General features: G+C 69.8%; 13 protein-coding genes and 1 pseudogene. 6 read left to right on the top strand and 8 right to left on the bottom strand.

Translation table 11 applies throughout. The annotated features are described in order from the left end of the window. The first annotated feature begins 299 nt into the window (after positions 1-299). The 3 genes from AB0937_RS33700 to AB0937_RS33690 are packed head-to-tail and all read left to right on the top strand — an operon-like array spanning position 300 to position 4,003. Positions 300-1,538, top strand: a complete 1,239-nt coding sequence (locus tag AB0937_RS33700) for an ABC-three component system protein (RefSeq protein ID WP_366717244.1) — start codon at positions 300-302, stop codon at positions 1,536-1,538. 2 nt (positions 1,539-1,540) lie between these two features. Next, entirely contained in the window at positions 1,541-2,017 is a 477-nt protein-coding gene (locus AB0937_RS33695; RefSeq protein ID WP_366717242.1) for a three component ABC system middle component, read from the top strand. A gap of 33 nt (positions 2,018-2,050) precedes the next feature. After that, entirely contained in the window at positions 2,051-4,003 is a 1,953-nt protein-coding gene (locus tag AB0937_RS33690) for a DUF3732 domain-containing protein (RefSeq protein WP_366717240.1), read from the top strand. 37 nt (positions 4,004-4,040) lie between these two features. Here the strand turns inward: AB0937_RS33690 and AB0937_RS33685 are convergent, their stop codons facing one another. The 5 genes from AB0937_RS33685 to AB0937_RS33665 all read right to left on the bottom strand — a co-directional run bounded on the left by AB0937_RS33685 (position 4,041) and on the right by AB0937_RS33665 (position 10,029). Then, the gene (locus AB0937_RS33685) at positions 4,041-4,931 is read right to left on the bottom strand and encodes a hypothetical protein (protein ID WP_366717238.1); all 891 of its coding nucleotides are present in this window, start codon (positions 4,929-4,931) and stop codon (positions 4,041-4,043) included. A 221-nt stretch (positions 4,932-5,152) separates the two neighbouring features. After that, positions 5,153-5,707 (bottom strand): hypothetical protein, encoded by a 555-nt coding sequence (locus tag AB0937_RS33680; protein WP_366717236.1) that lies wholly within the window; start codon positions 5,705-5,707, stop codon positions 5,153-5,155. 267 nt (positions 5,708-5,974) lie between these two features. Beyond that, complete coding sequence (locus AB0937_RS33675) at positions 5,975-7,003, bottom strand: ATP/GTP-binding protein (protein ID WP_366717234.1); 1,029 nt, start codon at positions 7,001-7,003, stop codon at positions 5,975-5,977. A gap of 81 nt (positions 7,004-7,084) precedes the next feature. Beyond that, positions 7,085-9,310, bottom strand: coding sequence for a Mu transposase C-terminal domain-containing protein (locus AB0937_RS33670; protein WP_366717232.1), 2,226 nt, complete (start codon positions 9,308-9,310; stop codon positions 7,085-7,087). After that, the gene (locus tag AB0937_RS33665; protein WP_366717230.1) at positions 9,310-10,029 is read right to left on the bottom strand and encodes a hypothetical protein; all 720 of its coding nucleotides are present in this window, start codon (positions 10,027-10,029) and stop codon (positions 9,310-9,312) included. The genes AB0937_RS33670 and AB0937_RS33665 overlap by 1 nt, the downstream gene beginning before the upstream one ends. Before the next feature lie 427 nt (positions 10,030-10,456). Here AB0937_RS33665 and AB0937_RS33660 point away from each other — a divergent pair, with 427 nt between their 5' ends. Beyond that, complete coding sequence (locus AB0937_RS33660; RefSeq protein ID WP_366717228.1) at positions 10,457-12,619, top strand: helix-turn-helix domain-containing protein; 2,163 nt, start codon at positions 10,457-10,459, stop codon at positions 12,617-12,619. A 53-nt stretch (positions 12,620-12,672) separates the two neighbouring features. On the opposite strand, the gene AB0937_RS33655 is transcribed toward AB0937_RS33660, so the two are convergent. After that, positions 12,673-13,725 (bottom strand): TniQ family protein, encoded by a 1,053-nt coding sequence (locus tag AB0937_RS33655; RefSeq protein WP_366717226.1) that lies wholly within the window; start codon positions 13,723-13,725, stop codon positions 12,673-12,675. Between the two features lie 103 nt (positions 13,726-13,828). Between AB0937_RS33655 and AB0937_RS33650 the strand changes: the two genes are divergently transcribed. Both AB0937_RS33650 and AB0937_RS33645 read left to right on the top strand, forming a co-directional pair. Continuing rightward, positions 13,829-14,398 carry a hypothetical protein gene (locus AB0937_RS33650; RefSeq protein ID WP_366717224.1) on the top strand — a complete coding sequence of 190 codons (570 nt, stop codon included), beginning with the start codon at positions 13,829-13,831 and terminating at the stop codon, positions 14,396-14,398. A 16-nt stretch (positions 14,399-14,414) separates the two neighbouring features. Beyond that, a complete protein-coding gene (locus AB0937_RS33645; protein WP_366717222.1) occupies positions 14,415-15,377 on the top strand; it encodes a hypothetical protein in 963 nt (320 codons plus the stop codon). A 260-nt stretch (positions 15,378-15,637) separates the two neighbouring features. Here AB0937_RS33645 and AB0937_RS33640 read toward each other — a convergent pair. Together AB0937_RS33640 and AB0937_RS33635 are read right to left on the bottom strand one after the other, a co-directional pair. Then, positions 15,638-15,763, bottom strand: a pseudogene (locus AB0937_RS33640) (transposase); the annotation flags it as partial. 85 nt (positions 15,764-15,848) lie between these two features. Next, positions 15,849-16,922, bottom strand: a complete 1,074-nt coding sequence (locus AB0937_RS33635) for a Dyp-type peroxidase (RefSeq protein ID WP_366717220.1) — start codon at positions 16,920-16,922, stop codon at positions 15,849-15,851. Positions 16,923-16,970 lie beyond the last annotated feature (48 nt).

The following is a 16,970-nucleotide window of genomic DNA, read 5'->3' as shown; positions in this document are numbered from 1 at the left end:
CGGGCAGTTCTGGACCTGGGTGCGAGCCGGCCGAGGCAGCCTGCCGCTCAGCAGCGTGTCCCCTCGAAACCGAACCATCGACGCCACCCCTCCCGGGCGTTGGCGACGATGACTTCGGGGTGGGCGATGGTGTGAGAGCGGGGGTGTCGCGTGTCCGGGAGGTGTTAGGTTACGCCGACAGGGGAGCCGTGGGCCGGTTCGTGAGGTTTGGAGGGCAACCGCCCGCACCAGCTCTCGGGCAGCGGCTGCGGCCGGTGAGCCGGCTGCCGTCGGTACAGGTTCGACCACAAGTGGGGAACGTGGCGCAAGCAGGGTCGCACTCGGCGGCAGGCCAGATGACCGGATACCTCTACCAGTGCGAACTGGCCCTGCTGGAACTCGCCGAGCGCAGCTGGGACGACATCACGCTCGAAGTCCGCATGGAAGTCCTCGACGACATCGAGTTCCTCTACCAGGACACCCGCGACCCTTTCGTACTGCTGCAGTCCAAACACCGTGAGAACGCCGGGCGGTTGAGCGAGACCGGCAAGGACTTCTGGCGCTCGGTCGCCTCCTGGATCGACGCGCTGACCGCACTGGGCCGCCTGTCCACCGGGACGATGCCCCTGCTGCGGCTGGTCACCACCCAGGTGGCGGCCGAAGGCACCTTCCTCCACCAGCTGCGCCCCGGCGACGGGCGCTCCGTGGACGACGCCCTGGCCGGCATGGAGCGGGTCGCCGAGGCTGCCGAACCCGGCAACACCGCCAAGGACCGCAAGAAGTTCACCGACCTCACGCCAGCGCAGCGCTACCGGCTCGTCACCGCCATCGAGATCAACGACGCCTCCCCGCTGATGTCAGACCTCGACTCTAGTCTGGCCCGGACACTGGGGATCAGGCCTGGCCAGCACGCCCGCGCCATCCTCGACGACATCAAGGGGTGGTGGTACGGCATGGCCGTGGAGTTGCTGGACAAGAACCGGACACGGGCCACGGTGACCGCCCAGGAACTGCAGTGCCGCCTGGAAGAGACCCTCGACCGGTTCGCGGGGAAGAACCTGCCCATCACCGAGACACTGCGCCGCCTCACCACCGCCGAGATCGCCGCCTACAAAGACGACCTGGTCGTCGCCCAGATGCAGTGGATCGGCCTGAAGGACCGCAGCATCGCCACCCACCTCCGCAACTACCACTACGCACGGGCCCAGCGCTCCGCATGGCTGCGCAACTTCAAGATCACAGAGAAGGCGCTCGAGGACTACGAGCGGCTCCTGTGGGACGAGTGGGACCACGTCTTCACCCGCCACACCGACGCGATCGAGGACGACACCCCCGCCGCAGAACGCAAAGCCGCCGGCAAACGCGTCCTGGACGACACCATGGACAAGGTCGCCGACATGCCCGCCCGCCCCGGCAGCACCACCGAGGCATGGATCGGCCGCGGCACCATGCACAGCCTCGCCGGCCGGGCACAGACCGCCGATGACGACGAGTCCGTCGGCTGGCACCCCGACTATCCCGACCTGTGCCAGCACCACAACGAGCAGCCAGGCCAGTGACCATGACCAACCATCGCGTCCCCGAAGCACAGGCCCTGCTCAACACGGCATTCGGCGCCTACCTCCTGGCCACCAGCGTCCACGCCGCCACCAAGAAGGCCAGCCGCCCCCTGCCCTGGCCCAGCGCCTTCCTAGTGCTGCCGTTCGTGCTGCCCGCCGACACCCGCAAGGACCTGCCCACCCAGGCCGTCCACTCCATGTCCGCCTGGCTCACCGAACACCCTCAGCACCAGGCCGCCTTCGCGCAGCGGGCCACCGCGCTGACCGGCTATACCCGAGCCAGCCTGCGCACCGCCGTTCGCCACCAGGCCCTCGAGGTCACTGTAGGAGGACTGCGCTGCCCCCGCAGCCCAAAACCTGCCTCAGCGGCCGCGAGCGAGGAAGTCGCCGACTGCGCCCGCCGCGCCGGCCTCGTCGGACGCTGGCTCGCCGTCGTCGACCCCGCCCTCGCCTTCAACCTTCTCGGTGTCCGCCCCTGACCACCCTTCTCCTCAAGGAGCTTGCGAACCACCATGCAGCTACTCGCCCTGGCCCTCTACCACCGAGACGGCAGGCCCACCCCGCGGGTCGTGCGGTTTCGCCCCGGGGCGCTCAACATCCTCACCGGCGAGTCCGAAACGGGGAAGTCCGAGATCCTCGACATCGTCGACTACTGCCTGGGCCGCAGCACCCCCAACCTCCCCGATGAACCCATCGACAGGACCGTGGGCTGGTACGCGCTCCTGGTCGCCTTCCGCGACAGCCGCATGCTCCTCGCCCGACCCCGGCCCACAGGCGCCTCAACCACCCAGGCCATGATCCGCACCGGCGGCGACACCCTCGCCCTGCCCCGTGCCGACGAACTGACGCCCAACTCCAACGTCGCCGCGCTGCGCAGCCAGGTCAGCGCCCGCCTGGGCATTGAGGACTTCCGTTTCCAGCCTCCTCCCGGCGCCGCACGCGCGGCCTTCGACGTATCAATCGCCCAAGCAGCCCTACTGTGCTTCCAGAACCAGAACGAGATCGCCGACAAGAAGGCCCTCTTCCACCGCCAGACCGAAAACGGCATGGCCCAGGCCCTCAAGGACACCCTGCCCTACTTCCTCGGCGCCGCCGGACCCGAACAGGCCCTGAACCGCCACCGCCTCAACGAAGCCCAGCGCGCCCAGCGCGCCGCTCAACGTAAGTTCGACGACGCCCAGCGCCACCGGGACGCAGTCGACGCCAGCGGCATGGCCCTGCTCCGCCTCGCCCAGAACGAAGGACTCCTGGAACAGGTTCCGACAGCCCCCCACCCCGAAGACATCCGCAGGCTACTGGAGGAGGCTCTCACCGTCACGGTGGCGAGCATCGGCCCGGTCGACCTGCGCGACCGGCGCCAGGGCCTGACCGACGAGCGACGGGAACTTCGCGAAAAACTACAGCAGTTCGACGAGGAACTAGCCCTCGTGGACCGCTGGCAAAAGCAGGGCGAGGCCTTTACCGGTGAGCTCCATCTGCAACTCGGCCGACTGCAGTCCCTCAGTCTTCTGGGACCCGAACGCGACCACGACACCACCGTCTGCCCGATGTGCACACGCCCGCTGGAGGAACCGGACGCGTCGGCCGCCGAGATCACCACGCTCACCGCCCAGCTCTCTGAGGAACTCGAGCAGGCCCAGACCATCCAACCGATCCGTGACGAACACCGCAGGGCCCTGCAGACCGAACGGGCAGCCGTCGTCGAACGCCTGCGCATCAACGGGGCACAACTGCGAGAACTCGCCGCCAGCGACGAACGCATGCGCAGCCTCCAGGACCAGCACGTACGCATCGCCCGCATCCAGGGACGCATCGACCAAGCCCTCACCGCTGGCACAGGATCACCCGCCAGCGACATCGGCGAACTGCGCAACGACCTGGTCCTCGCCCAGGACAACGTCGCCGCCCTTCAGACCTTGATCGACGAAGACGACGTCACCGCCGAGACGGAACGACGGCTCGCCGACATCGCCGACAACATGACCACCTGGGCCAGGCGCCTGAACCTCGGACAGGCCGCCTCGGCCGACGAAGTCGCCATCAGCCTGAGTCAACTCAACGTCGTCGTGCGACGCCCCCAGGGGCGTCTCCCGCTCAACCGCATCGGCAGCGCCAAGAACTGGATCGGCTACCACATGGTCGCCCACCTCGCCCTGCACACCTACTTCCGGCTCCACGATCGGCCCGTCCCCGGCTTCCTCATGCTCGACCAGCCCACCCAGGCTTTCTTCCCCGCGAAGATCAAAGACGCCACCACCGTCCAGGACGCCGACTGGGACACCGTCACCGCCTACTTCGAACTCCTCAGGGACGTGGCCGACCTCAACGAAGGCGCACTACAGATCATTGTGTGCGACCACGCCAACCTCACAGAGCAACTCTGGTTCCAGGAAGCCATCGTGGAGAACTGGCGGCCGGACGGCGGACAACGCAAAGCGCTGATCCCCACCGACTGGCTCGACTGACGCCAGGCTTGGGCCACCCCGCCGGGTCCGCTGTCTGTCAGGGCGACTGCAGGCAGGGCCCCTGCGCCAGGGACGGTTTGGGAGCGATCCGTACCCAGCCCCACCGGACGGGATCCAGCGGGGCCAGGTCGGACGGCGTCGCCGGGCCAACTCCGCGGGTGACCGTGTAGTGCTCGGTCAGGAGCTGCAGCAGCGCTTCGGCGTCGCGAACGCCGTCCTTGTATCCCCACCAGTCGCCGTCCTCGCAGTCTTCGTACCCGTAGTCGTCGTCGCTGCGGCACATCTCCTCGTAGTTGATCTCCTGTTGGAATGAGGTCCGCAACAGGACAAGAACAGAGTTGTCCCTCTCGACGGTCACCGCTGCCCGATCCTCCGGGTCCGGCCAGCCGGCGATGACAGCGCGGGCAGCCTCGGCCAGCCGGTCGGCCTCGAACAGGGCGTGGATTTCGGCGGCTTCGATCCGTCCAGCGGTCTCGCGGATGAGATCGTCCGCAACGACACCCGCCCGGTGTGCCCGCAGCAGTCGCCAGCGCAGATCGTCCCGTACGTCGTCGTAGCCGCTCAGGGCTGACTTCAGATACGCCCGGGCTTCCTGCTCGGGGGACGGCGTGCACACGGCAATGACCTTGTCAGGGGTGTCGCCGGAGCCTTCTTCCACGAGCCGGACACGCACGTCCATCGGGCCATCGCGTACCACGCGCGCGAGGTACTGCTCGTCGATGACGGTGTCGAGAGCCTCGTTGAGATCGTCTTGGGCGCGTTCCTGGAGAGTGCCCGGAAGCCATTGGCTGTCGTCCTCGTACAGCTGCTCGCTGCGGGGGGCCTGCGAGTAGTAGGGATCCATTACCTCGTCGTAGCGCTGCCAGGGGCCGTCCTGGCCGTCGTCATCTCGGAAACGCACTTCCAACCATGTGCGGTACTGCTCCATCAGGCATTCCCTGTTCTGAGATGGGGCGCGGCACGCCAGTGCGGCGCGCTGCGCCTGGGGGAAAGAGAAAAGAGAGACATGAGAGGGACAGGCCCGTTATCCGGCCTGGGGCCTATGAGGCCGCAGCGGCACTGGGAGACCGACCTGGCCGGCAGGCAGCACGGCCCGCTTGCGCGCTACCGCGACCCGCGAGGACGGGCTGGGCGGTTGGCCGGGAGCGTTCAGTGCCCCTTGAGGAGCGGGGTTCGGCGCAGGAATTCGGTGCGCAGCGCCGTGATGACCGTGTCTGCCTGCTGCTGGGTGGGCAGGGCGACCGGGTGGCGCGGCCAGGAGAGGGAGGACCATTCGAGGTGCGCCGCGGCAAGCCGCTGCACTGGATCGGCCGTGGCGGCCGGCGGGCTGTGCCGTGCCCGGTCGGCGGCCTGCCGGAACGCTGGGGCCAGCCGGTGGAGTTGCAGCGGGTCGAAGATGAGCAGGTGAGGGGTGTCCGCGAAGGGCGGAGCTGCGACGACGGCGACGTGTCCGACGTAGTCCATGAGGAACAGACGATCGCTCCGCTGGCCCAGTACCCGCCGCATCTCCTGCTGCCAGGGCTGGGAAAGAAGCCAGGTCTCCTTGGCCCTTGCCAACTCGGCGCTGTCCTCACTGGCGGCCCCGGCTCGGAAAGCGGGCAGAAGGCCCCAGTACTCCTCTTCTGCTGCACAGGCTGCCTTCTGCAAGGTCGACACGAACGAGTCGACGCTCTCGGCGGGCAAGGCGAGGACCGCGGGGGTCATGGTGAGGGGACCAGTCCGAACAATGAGGACACCTGGCGAGGTTCCGATCTCGGTTGCGTCCGCTACCACGACGGTGGGCACCTGGCGGGGACGGGCGGCTTTGGCTTTGCGCTTGGCCACGGGAGCAGGTTCCTTCGGGGGAGTGGCGGCAGGTCGGCCGCCCGGGGGGGGGGTGTCTGGCAGAGCGCGGCTGCCGGCGCCTGTCGCGCTGCCGTAAGCGGTGCCTGACATGGAGTGCAACGAGCGGATGATCTGAACGGATGCGTGTCAGATCTGCAGAATCGGATCATCATCGAAGCGGCCCACCAGCTGGTTGTCGAGCAGTTCCTCGGTGATGGCCTCGATGCCGGTCTCGATAGCCTCCTGCGCACTCTGGCAGATGAGGTAGGACAGCGGTTTCATGTAGCCGCCGGTACGACGGTGCAGGTGGGCGGCGAGCTTGAGCAGGTCGCCCGGACGGTGCTGGTGCAGGCGCAGGTCCTGATCGAGGGCCTTGACGACCTGGTGGAACAGGTCGTAGTCGTCTGCACTGTAGGGGATCGGGTTGACTGCCAGGGTGGGGATGCCGCCTGCACCGCCGTCGGGCGGTGCGGGTCGTTTGCCGCGCCGGGCCTCGTTGACGATCTCGCGGGCGCCGGGCCCGCAGTAGACGAAGGAGACGTTGCATTCGGCGGCGAGGTAGCCGAAGTAGTCGAAGGCCGTCTTCAGTTCGCAGTTGTCCAGCCGGTCGATGCCGTCGACGAGGACCAGGCGGGTGCCACGGGTCTTCATGACGTGGCAGACGGGTCCGGTCATGTCGGTGCTGCGCTGGCTGGTCTCGGGGTCTTTGGTGTGCTTGTGGCCCAGGAACTCGGCGAACGGGACTGACATGTCCAGCCTGCTGCTGGGGGCCAGCGGGGTGTTGACGTGGATGACAGGGATCCGTTTGGGGTCGGCGGGCAGTCGGTCGCGGATGAGGCCCTCGTAGGCCCGGCCGATCTGCCGTAGCACCGTGGTCATCCCGGTCTCGCCCGGTCCGTCGACGGCCAGGTGCAGGGGCCCTTCGCTGCGGGGGCCGCCCACCAGCCATAGTCGCCGTGCGACGGCGACCGCTTTCATCAGTGCCGGTGTCTGCACGGTGCGCATGGTGGCGTGGTAGAGGATGCGTGGGTCGTCGAGCCGGAGGGGGTGTTCCGTTTGCGGGCAGGCTGCCAGGTCGGGCGGGTCGATGACGCGGTCGAGCTGGGCCAGCCAGCCCGGGTGGGTCGTCGGCGGCAGGAACCGGCCGGTGACGTCAGGGGTTTGGGGGTAAGCCATGGCATGCGTCCTTGGAGACAGTCGGCGGTGGTCGGCGCTCGGTATCCGCGCCGGTCACCGCTCGCAGACGGGGAAGGAGAGCTAGGACCGTTCGGCGGATGGGCAGTCGTGGCTGTGGCCCTCGCTCGGCTGGGGTGGGCCCGACGGGCTGGCCGGCAGCGCGAGACGCACAGCCGGTGCGCCCAGCTCGCGCGGGTCGACGTCCATGACAGGCAGGCTGGCCACGCTGTGGTAGGCGGGGGCGGGGATGCCGCGATAGGGGTCCTGCACCGGCGCCGGTGAGACCTGCATGCCGCGCTCGACGGGGACCGGCCCCGGTACGGCGGTGCGGGAGGGGCCGCGGCCGGCGCGCTCCAGCAGGGAGCGCACCAGGCGGGCGATGGCGGTCTCGTCCCGGGCGTGGCCGCCCTTGTCGATATGGGTTGCGGTGGCCTGATCCCAGATGTGTTCGCTCCAGGCATCGCCGATCAGCCGCTGGTAGACGAATTCGGCTTCCGCCCAGGCGCCGTTGTGGTGGTCTTCGAGCCAGACCTTCTCCGGCTGATGGGGGTGGTAGCGCACCGGCCACCGCTGTCCCTTGCCCGGCCAGCCGGAGCGGGCGTTGCGATAGCCGTTCAGGGCGCGGCTGTCGTAGGTGCGGTTGTTCAGGCGGATTCCCTTGTCGGTGACCTGCGCCCAGGCGGTGGGCAGCAGCCGCAGCCGGTCCTCGGCGCTGAGACGGAGGGGGACGTAGCCGCTGCTGGCGACGTGGGCAGCGAACATCTGGTTGGGGGTGCGCGGCGGCATGGACGGCAGGAACGGGTTACGCAGTTCGCTGTGCGGGCGCTGCTGCCAGCCCAGGGCGATCCACTGCTGCAGAAAGTCGTTGATCTGATCGATGCGCCACAGCCGTTCCTTGGCGACGTTCTTGCCGCGGTGGGTGAGGTCCTTGCCGGTGTAACCGGGCAGGAACTGACTGAAGAGGCTTTTGATCGAGCCGAAGGTCCGCTCGATGATCGCCTTGTGGGTGGGGGAGTAGGCGCAGGCCGGGCGTACGGAGATGCCGAGCTGGGCGCAGGCGTCCATGAAGGCACGCCCGGCGAACACCTTCCCGTTGTCTATGACGATCATCTCCGGGATGATCACCGGCCGGGCTGCCGCGCCCTGCATCCGCTCGTCGGCCTCCACCAGCTGGGCGTAGGGCAGGTCGGATTCCTTGGCACCCGCCTTGAGCGACCAGTGCGGGCGCATCGGCTGCGGGGTGCACATCTCGGCCAGCAGGAACAGGGCGTCCACGGCCTTTGTGGCCCGCCCCCCGTGACGGCGGGAGGTGGTACCGGTTTTGGTGCCGCTGGTCTTGGGCCGGATGACCGCGGCCAGGACCGACCGGCTGACCACGTCGATGGCTGCGGTCAGCTCCAAGGAGACGACGCGTCCGGTCTCGTCCACGCCCAGCATGTCCAGCGAGGTGGTGTCGATCTGCACTTGTTCGCCCGGCGCCGTGGCCATCGCCAGCGTGAACGGCGGTTCGGGGCGATGGCTGCCGTCGCCGCGCCGGGCGGCGGCCTGCTTTCCGCAGACGATCCCGAGCCGGTCCAGCAGCCGGTAGAACGTCGCTCTGGAAGGCATCAGCTTCTCCGCCTTCTTCTTGAACTTGCGCACGCATGCCCTCCTGAGCAGCTCAAACAGCCGTGACCTGGTCCCGATGGACTTCTTCTCGTGCCGCTTGTGCACCTTGCGCAGCAGCTTGACGACCTGCTCGTCGACGCGGCCGTGCCGGCTCGGGCCACGCACCCGCCTCTTGTCGACCAGCCCCCACACGCCCTGCGCCAGCCAAGCCAGCCGCTTACGTTCCACCGTGGCCGCCGACACCTGATGATGCGCGGCGCGCAGCTCGGCGGCCTTGGACGCATACCGGTCCCGCAGGGTCGTGTGCTCGGGGTCGTAGCAGGGGCGCGGAGCAGTGCCGGGCGCGGCGAATCCGGGCAGTCCCGTGTGCACTTCCAGCACATGGTCGAGCCAGAAGTCGACCTCCTTGCGGGCCTCCTTCGCCAGCCCCTCCAGCAGGTCCGCTCCGCCCAAGGACCGGCGCGGGGACGCCGACGGCGGGGCATGGCCGTCGTCTGAGGCCGGCGCTCCCAGCACGCGGAAGCCAGGGGAGCGGTGCAGCGTATCCAGCAGGACGACGGCGTCCTCGCCGTCGGCGTGCTGGCTGAGCAGGTGCACCTTGCTGCCCTGCAGCGCCGTCACCAGATACGTCTCGCCGTGCCAGTGCACGGCGCTGCCCACCGCCACGACCTCCGGCCGGGCCGGTGCGTGAACCGCCATCAGCGCACCCCCTGCGGCGACCACACCAGGGAGCGCGCCGGCACGAACGGGGTGCTCCAGTCGATGAGGAGCTCGCGCGTCCAGACCAGATGCAACGCCCGGGCCACGGTCGCTAGTTCGGGCAGGGCACTCGCTGTCACCCCGTCGGTGAACGGACGCGGCCGGGCGAACACCTGGTGCAGGACGCGCGCGGTGTCCGCATCCGCCAGCCGGGCATGCCGGTAGCGAGCCAGCCGCTGCCGATTCGCTGCCGCGGCCGTGTCATCGGCGCCCGGATGCACCCGCACCTCCCAGCTGGCCTGCTCGCCGGCCGCCTCCAGAAGCCTCGATGCCTCCTCCCAGCCGCCCGAGGCCCGCTGCGAGGTCTGGCACACCAGCAGCCGCGCGCGCCCGTCGGCCAGCCGGGCGAAGAAGTCCGGCACGTACCCCTGCTCGCTGTCCGCCCAGGCCAGCCGCACTGACCAGCCCGTGAACGACACCACCTGCGGATCGAACTCCAAGGACAGCGCCGCCTCCAGGGCACCCAGGGTGGCGCAGCCCGCGAGGCGGGCCTGCCCGGCCGGCCGCCACCAGGTGGCGATCGCCCGTCGGCCCCGGTACCGCGTCGGTCTCCACACCTCGGCCCGCTCCTCCAGCCGCTCCTGACGGACCTGGCTCACGGGTCTTTGCAGCAGCCGCCCAGCGGGGGACAGGAACTGCGCCCACACCACCTCAGCCACGTTCAACACCTCTCACAACGCGACAGCACGAATATCGCCCGTGTGATCGAGCGGGGCGACGTCGATCACCGTGGCCGCCCACTGCGCCTGGAGAAGGCGATCCGGGTCGAACACCCTCGAACGAGCGAGCGCGCGCCACGCCCGCGCGCCGTTCGATCACACGGGCGAACCGGCCGTTGCGCCAGGTGAACCCGTACCGACAAGGCCGGGACAGGGGGCGCAGGACAACACCCGGCGCGCGCCTCGCTCGAACGGAGCAGATCTCCGGGCCACTTCCGCGGCATCTGTGCAGGTCGGCGCCCAACGGAACGTTCTTGCGTGTGACGCCTGCGCTTTGCAGATTCCTGCATGCTGCGCTGCCAAGCGCATCTGCCGTGCAGCGGTGCCGCATCCCGGACCAAGCACCAGTGGGGGAGCCAACCCAACCGTGGACGGACTGTTCGACCTCGACGCCATCTCAGAGCCCGGGCCGCCGCCCGGCGGCCTGCCCCTGCCAGCGCAACGGCGCAGACTGCGCCGCCAGTCCGGACTCTCCCCGCACCAGATCGCCGACGCCTACGGCGTGAGCGAGGACACCGTCCGCGCCTGGGAACAGGGCCGTACCACGCCACGCGGCGACACCGCGACCATCTACGGCCATCTGCTGGCTGCCCTGGCAACCCGGCAGGAAGGTACAGCCGGGCCTGACACCCAGCCGACTCAGGCACCGGACTGGGCCGCGTTGGGCGTTCTCCGGCACCAGGTCCCCACCCGGGCGGCAGCCCACGCACCGTGCCGCCGCTGCCAGCAGCCCACGCAACAGCGTGTCGGCGGCCACCCCCAGCATCTGGGCACCAGATGCCCCGCACCCGACGCCGACCGGGCCCTGCCGGCCTCACCCGCATCCCGGACAGCGCCTGGATGGCCTGGAAGCAGCACTCCTGCGCTGCCGCAGCAGCAGCGGTTCGAGGCCCGCCCCACGGTGCGACTGGCCTATCCGCCGCTCAAGGCCAGAGGCATGTCCGACGGCCCCCTGGCCGTCCTCGACGCCGGCCCGTCGGGGCTGATCGCCCACCTCGCTGACGGCCACACCTTGACCTGTCCCGCCGATGACCTGCACGGGCTGCTGACCTGGGCAGTAAACACCCCGCTCGGCGCGGTACCCATCCGCCGCGAAGCCCTACCACCCGGCCCGCTGCTGGTGCTCACTGCCACCGCCCGCGCCCGCCTGGCGCTGCCCACCAGCCTGCCTGACCTGCCCGCACGGCATCCGCGCAGCGACCACCCGCTGCTGCAGCAGGCCCGCACGATCGGCTGGCAGACCGACGCCGACGGCCTGGGCCCCTGGACGCGGCTGCACCCCAGCGCCGGTGACCCCGCATGCGACAGCATCCACCTCGCTCTCACCGACTGGGGCGCCCTGCACCACGACGCCTGGAATCTGCCCGAACGGCTCACGCCCAGCGAACTCGCCGCCGTTCTGGGCCAGTACGCCTCGCTCGTGCGCACTCCGCTGGGCGCCCCGGGCGCCTGCGGCCACCAACTCATGCGCGACCTGCGCCCGCCCCCTCACCGCCACACCGCAACCGGCGCCCAGCTGACTGCAGGCGTGCGCGGAGCCCTGACGATGCCCGTCGACCCGGCCCCCTGCGAGGCCCCGCCCGGACACCAATTGGCCAGCCACCGCGCCGAGCAAGACGCCCTCGCCGACACCGACATCGACTGGTGGCGCCATCCCGCCCCCGACGAAGCCGACCGCGCATATGTGGTGTGCCTGGCGGTGAACCTGCTCCACCTCGCCGGCAGCAACGAGATCCGAGTCGCCGACGGGCCAGCCCACCACTTCCACCACCCGCCCTTCGACCCCAAACGACCCGGCAGCTGGCTCGTCGACCTCTCCGCCGTCCCTCAACACGCCCTGCTGCCACCGGCCTTCGCCAGCACCGGCCTCGCCTGGCACACCACGCCCGCCGTCGCCTATGCCGCGCTACGGGTGGGCGCAGCACAGCTACAACCCGTCCAGGGCTGGCTGCGCCCCGGCCCGACCAGCCCCTACCTGGCCCCCTGGTACGACCACCTGCGCTCGGCCCGCCTGACCGTCCTGAAACGCCTCGGCATCACCGCCACCCTAGAGACCCCCGACCTTCTGACCGCCCTCACCGACCTGCCTCAGACCGACCCCCTGCAGCGGACCCTACTGCACGCCCTGCACACCACCGTTCAGGACGCCTTCGAGGCTCTGGCCCAGCCACCCGCCCAGCCCGACCAGGCCGCACTGGCCGCCTGGCCCAGCCCCAAAGAGCCCTCCTGGCGTCCCGACCTGCGCGCCGCAGCCGTCGCCAACGCCCGCGCCAACCTCCACCGCAAGCTCGCCCGAACATCCCGCAGTGGCTACTGGCCCCTCGCCGTCGCCGGCGGCCACATCGTCTACGCCACCCGAACCCCGCACCTGACCGAGATCACCGACACCCCTCACAGCGACTTCAAGATCGGCCTCTCGCCCGGCCACGTCCTTCCCGTCGCCGTGCGCCCGCTGCACTGGTACACAGCCCGCTGCGCCGAGGGCACCAATCCCGCCCAACTGCTAAAGGGCACTTGCCCGTCATGGTGAGCGCCCAGCCCGCCCGCGGCTCCGAGCGCCCGCCGCCGACGGCCGCCTCCCTCCTACTCCGCTGCGGTCACCGGCCGGCCCAGCCGCCAGTCAAGACACGAGGCGTCCTCCAACGCCCCTCGTTCCGGCAGGCCGTAATGCGGGTCCATCACCGGCAGGTGCACCGTCCGGTAACCGGGCGGCGGCGCCGGCAGGGCCAGCCGGTCCACCACCGGTGCGGTGATGCGATGCTGCAGCGTCCACTGACGCAGCATCCGGTAGCCGCCGTGCTCCATCGGGCCGGGCATACCCAACCGCTCGCCCACGAAGGCGATCCAGCGTTTCGAGACCCAGCCCGGTGCACCGCCTGCGAACTCCCGCCCCCAGTGCCGCTGCCGCTCGTACACGGCCATGGCCTCGGCGACGGTGACGGCCTCCGGGTAGACGACCAGCGGCACCGCCCACCGTTGCCGCCCCGTGCCCAGCACCGCTTCCCGGCCGGCCCAGGGCGTTTCCGATCCCATCTGGCGGCCCTGCCACCAGGCCGCGGCCACCTGCAGCGCATCGGCCAGCAGCGCCCGCGCGTACGGTCCCACCCGCTGCTGCAGCCGCACCCGACGCCGATGCGCCCGCACCACCTCCCCAAGCCCGGCCAGAGAGACCTGTGCGGGGCCACCGTCGGCAGTGCTGCGCAGCCACCGGCCGTGGCGCACGCACACCTGCCACGGATCGGCGCCGGCCAGCACCACCGGGGTCACGAGGTCGTCGTGCCGGGCCAGGCACGCCGTGCACGGCTCGAGCGGCGTCCACTGTCCGGGCCATGGCTCCACCCGCACCGATGGGCGGCGGCAGCCACTCGTGTCGGCGGCCAGTGTCGGCAGAGCGCGGCACAGCTCCTGCGGCGTGCGCCAGGCCATCACCGCCAGCCGCGCGGCGGCCTGTTCACCAAGGAACACCTCCTGCGCCCACGGATCCAGCTCACGGGGCGGCCGGCGTGCTCCCGCCTCCCGCAGCACTTCCTTCACGGGCAACTCGTTGAGGTGGGCCAGCCGCCGGACGAAGGAGGCCGCTGCCTCACCCGGCACCGGCTCCACCCCCACCAGTTTCGGCACCGCCTCCGTGTTCATGCTCGCCTCCCGCAATCCCCGGCCTGGCCTCAGCCTGGACCCTTCACCGCGGACAACGACCAGCACCGACCCCGGTAACCCCTGACAGGAGACCACCCCCACCGTGCCGCTGCTGAACACCTCCGTCGCCCACGCGCTCGACCTCGCCGACGCCCGGCACTGGACACGACAACCCCCCAAGCGTCCCGCCACACGCCTGCGCCACCTGCTGAGCCAGAGCAGCCCCAGTGTCCTGGCGCCACGCCTGTTCGCCTATCCCCACACCCTCGCCCGGTGGGTCGAGGGCGACCTCGGTGACCTCACGCCCGCCCAGGCCACCCTCATCGAGCGCGAGATCCACCGCACCTGGCAGCCGGATGTCCGTCGCCGTGCGCATCAGCAGATCCTCGACCACGGCGGCTGCGTCACCGCCCAACTCCACGCGCGTTTCGCCTACACCACCCTCAGCGGCGAATTCCACGACCCCCGCCTGCTGCGCGTCATCGAAGACCTGCCCGCCCACCACGCCCGCCACCTCTTCGACGCCCGCCACCGCGACGCCGAAGAAGACGAACTGCGCCGCATCCTCGCCGACGGCATCGGCGAGGCCTACTTCTTCCGCGCCCTGCCCGCCGACCAGCAGCAGGCCGCCGTGACCATCAGCGACCTGCACCTCATCCAGTTCCACTACTGAGCCAAGGAGCCCGCCCATGGCCGTCATCTACGCCTTCCAAGACCGCAGCGGCAACTGGCACGGCGACCCCGACGCCCCCCTGCTCGACCCCGCCGACGAACCCGGCCGCGGAATCCTCACCTACCAGCCCGTGCCCGGAACCCCCGAAGCAACCAGCCCCTTCGCCGGCCAGCGGCTCACCGTCCTGTACGGCGTCACCGACCTCGAGGCCGGCCCCGTCACCTATCAACTCGACACCGGCGGCCGCTTCCAGGCCACCTGGCACATCCACACCCTCCTCGCCTCCCCGATGGGCACCGCCCCCCAGCCCGCACCGTCCGCCACCCCGCCCGACCCCCTGCCAGCGCCCTGCCTGGCGTCCGCCTCCACCGAAGACGGACGCCGCTACGTCCTGACCGGCACTCGCTGCGACAACGGACAGTTCACCCTGGAACTCACCATCAGAGGTGAGCGGGGAGAGGTCCAAGGAGAACTCTGCGGCGGCGTCACCGCGGACGACCTCGCGCCCATGGCCCGCCTCCTGGACGCCGCCTCCCGCACCCTCACCACCCCCGCCGCCATCCCGCCGCCTCGCCAGGGCGGCAGGTGGGCACCCGCAGACAGCTACCGGCTCGGCGTCCGCTTCCGCCAGGAATGTGACTTCGGCATCCTCGCCGCGGAGTTCGACTGTTCCCGTGGTGCCATCTACGAAGAACTCACCCGCCAGGGACTGATCCGGACGCCCGGATCGGACCGCACCGCTCCCGCCAGCCGACCCCTCTCCGAGGCCATGCAGCAACGACGCCAGACCCACCCGAACTCCCACACCCGCTGGAACAACGAAGAGGAGCGGCAACTGGCCCGGCGCTGCGCCGAGGGAGTGCTGACTCCCGAACTCAGCACCGAGTTCGGCCGCAGTGAACAGGCCATCGAATCCCGGCTGCTGAAGATCGGAGCAGTCGGTCCCGCCGCGGACCAAGCCCGCCTCACCGCCATCTGACACTTGTAAGTCTGATCAGATATCTGATCAGACTTACAATGAGGGATGGATGCTTGTTGACCACAGGGCAGGCAGCAGCCGAAGTGGACTGCGCCATCACCACCCTGCGCCGCCTCATCCGCGCCGACCTCCTGCCGGCCTCTCCCGCCGCAGCGTCCGCGTCATGATCCCCTCTTGACGTCGTCCAGGCCCTCAGGCGGCGCCCCCACGCCCCGCTGCACCGCCTCGACGCCCACGAGATCGCCGTTCTGCGCGTCGACGACGCCGGTCAAGCGTTTCTGCCGCTTCTTGACGATCTTCGGTTCGAAAGGGCCGTCCCGATCGCGGGGCACGGTTATCTCCTCCGGCCCGACATCGGTCAGGACGGTCCAAGACCGTCCTGACCGATGTCGGGCCGGTAGGGACCGGCTGCCCGGCCCCCTGATCACCCGGCCTCTCAGCAGCTCATACTCACCAATCGCTGCCTCGGAGTCAGCTATCTGCGATCGCATGGAGCCATGCGTCGCCGGGTGGTGGGACGAAGAAGTAGCCGCCTCCCGTGGTGAGGGTGTATTTGGCCATGGCCTCGCCCTGGAGTCTGTGCTGTACCGCCTCGAAACCCTTCTCCAAGTCGCCTTGGAAGCAGGAGAAGATGAGCCCTTGGTCATCGGGGCCCCGGTCGTAGTTGTAGCTGCGCCGGACCATGGGCGGAGGGATACGAGGGTTGGGCGCCGCTCTGCGCACATGTGAGTCGAGCGGAGTGATGCTGCCGTGAGGATCAGTAGCGAAGGCGGCCCGATCGGTGCCGGGCGTGCCGTCGAGCCACCGTCCGCTCCTACGGCGGCCAATGATGCGCTCTTGCTCCTGAATGGTGTCCCGGTCCCAGAAGTCGGTGGCAAGCCTGATGATCCGTATCACCTGATAGCTGCCGCCTACAGCCCAAGAAGGCTCACCCTGACCGGCCTTGACGATCGCACGTTCGGTGATCTCGGCCGCAGTGGCGGGGTTTCCATGTCCCTCGGTGAAGTGGAACGGGTTGCGGGACAATCCCCGGCCGTCCTCGATGCGGTTCTCGGGACGGGTCCCGTCCACGCGCCAGCGCAGCTGCTGATGTGGCAGCGCGCGCAGTGCTTGCTCGGCGGCCTGCCGTACCGCGCGGGCTGAGGCTCCTGTGATGTGGAGCAAGAGGTCGCCATGCGACGCGGCAGAGTCCATCACGTCACCTGCAAACGAGGGCATCTTCCTCAGATACCGCGGCCGGTCGATGCGCGGGGGCAAAGCGCCCTCGCCGAGCGCCAGCCAGGCGGCGATTTCGCCGCCGTCCATCTCAGCGATGGCATGGAATGCGGCACGCAGCACGTTGGCACGTCCCAAGCCGCTTGCGTTGAGATCGAAGGAATGGATCTGTGTGAACGGTAGCGGTGCCATGCCGCGTAGGTGCGCCGGCGTTTCGGTGTTTCCTGCGCCATTGCCCCGCAGAGCAACGGCACTCACCGCGGCCAGACCGACAGCCCCGGCACCGATGGCAAGGGAAGTGCCCAGCACCTCCCGTCTTGCTATAGCCATTGGATGGCCTCACGTGTCCGGCGGGCAGCAGCGCTGCTTCGGTGTCGA

This window comes from Streptomyces sp. NPDC047880 (genome assembly GCF_040706515.1).
In the GTDB taxonomy this organism is placed as follows: Bacteria; Actinomycetota; Actinomycetes; order Streptomycetales; family Streptomycetaceae; genus Streptomyces.
This window is presented reverse-complemented; position numbering and strand designations above follow the sequence as displayed.

What these genes read in the sequence shown, in the direction of transcription:
- AB0937_RS33655 (WP_366717226.1), bottom strand. Translation starts at nt 13,725, where the DNA reads ATGAACACGGAGGCGGTGCCGAAACTGGTGGGGGTGGAGCCGGTGCCG.
- AB0937_RS33685 (WP_366717238.1), bottom strand. Translation starts at nt 4,931, where the DNA reads ATGGAGCAGTACCGCACATGGTTGGAAGTGCGTTTCCGAGATGACGAC.
- AB0937_RS33680 (WP_366717236.1), bottom strand. Translation starts at nt 5,707, where the DNA reads ATGACCCCCGCGGTCCTCGCCTTGCCCGCCGAGAGCGTCGACTCGTTC.
- AB0937_RS33695 (WP_366717242.1), top strand. Translation starts at nt 1,541, where the DNA reads ATGACCAACCATCGCGTCCCCGAAGCACAGGCCCTGCTCAACACGGCA.
- AB0937_RS33690 (WP_366717240.1), top strand. Translation starts at nt 2,051, where the DNA reads ATGCAGCTACTCGCCCTGGCCCTCTACCACCGAGACGGCAGGCCCACC.
- AB0937_RS33670 (WP_366717232.1), bottom strand. Translation starts at nt 9,310, where the DNA reads ATGGCGGTTCACGCACCGGCCCGGCCGGAGGTCGTGGCGGTGGGCAGC.
- AB0937_RS33635 (WP_366717220.1), bottom strand. Translation starts at nt 16,922, where the DNA reads ATGGCTATAGCAAGACGGGAGGTGCTGGGCACTTCCCTTGCCATCGGT.
- AB0937_RS33675 (WP_366717234.1), bottom strand. Translation starts at nt 7,003, where the DNA reads ATGGCTTACCCCCAAACCCCTGACGTCACCGGCCGGTTCCTGCCGCCG.
- AB0937_RS33645 (WP_366717222.1), top strand. Translation starts at nt 14,415, where the DNA reads ATGGCCGTCATCTACGCCTTCCAAGACCGCAGCGGCAACTGGCACGGC.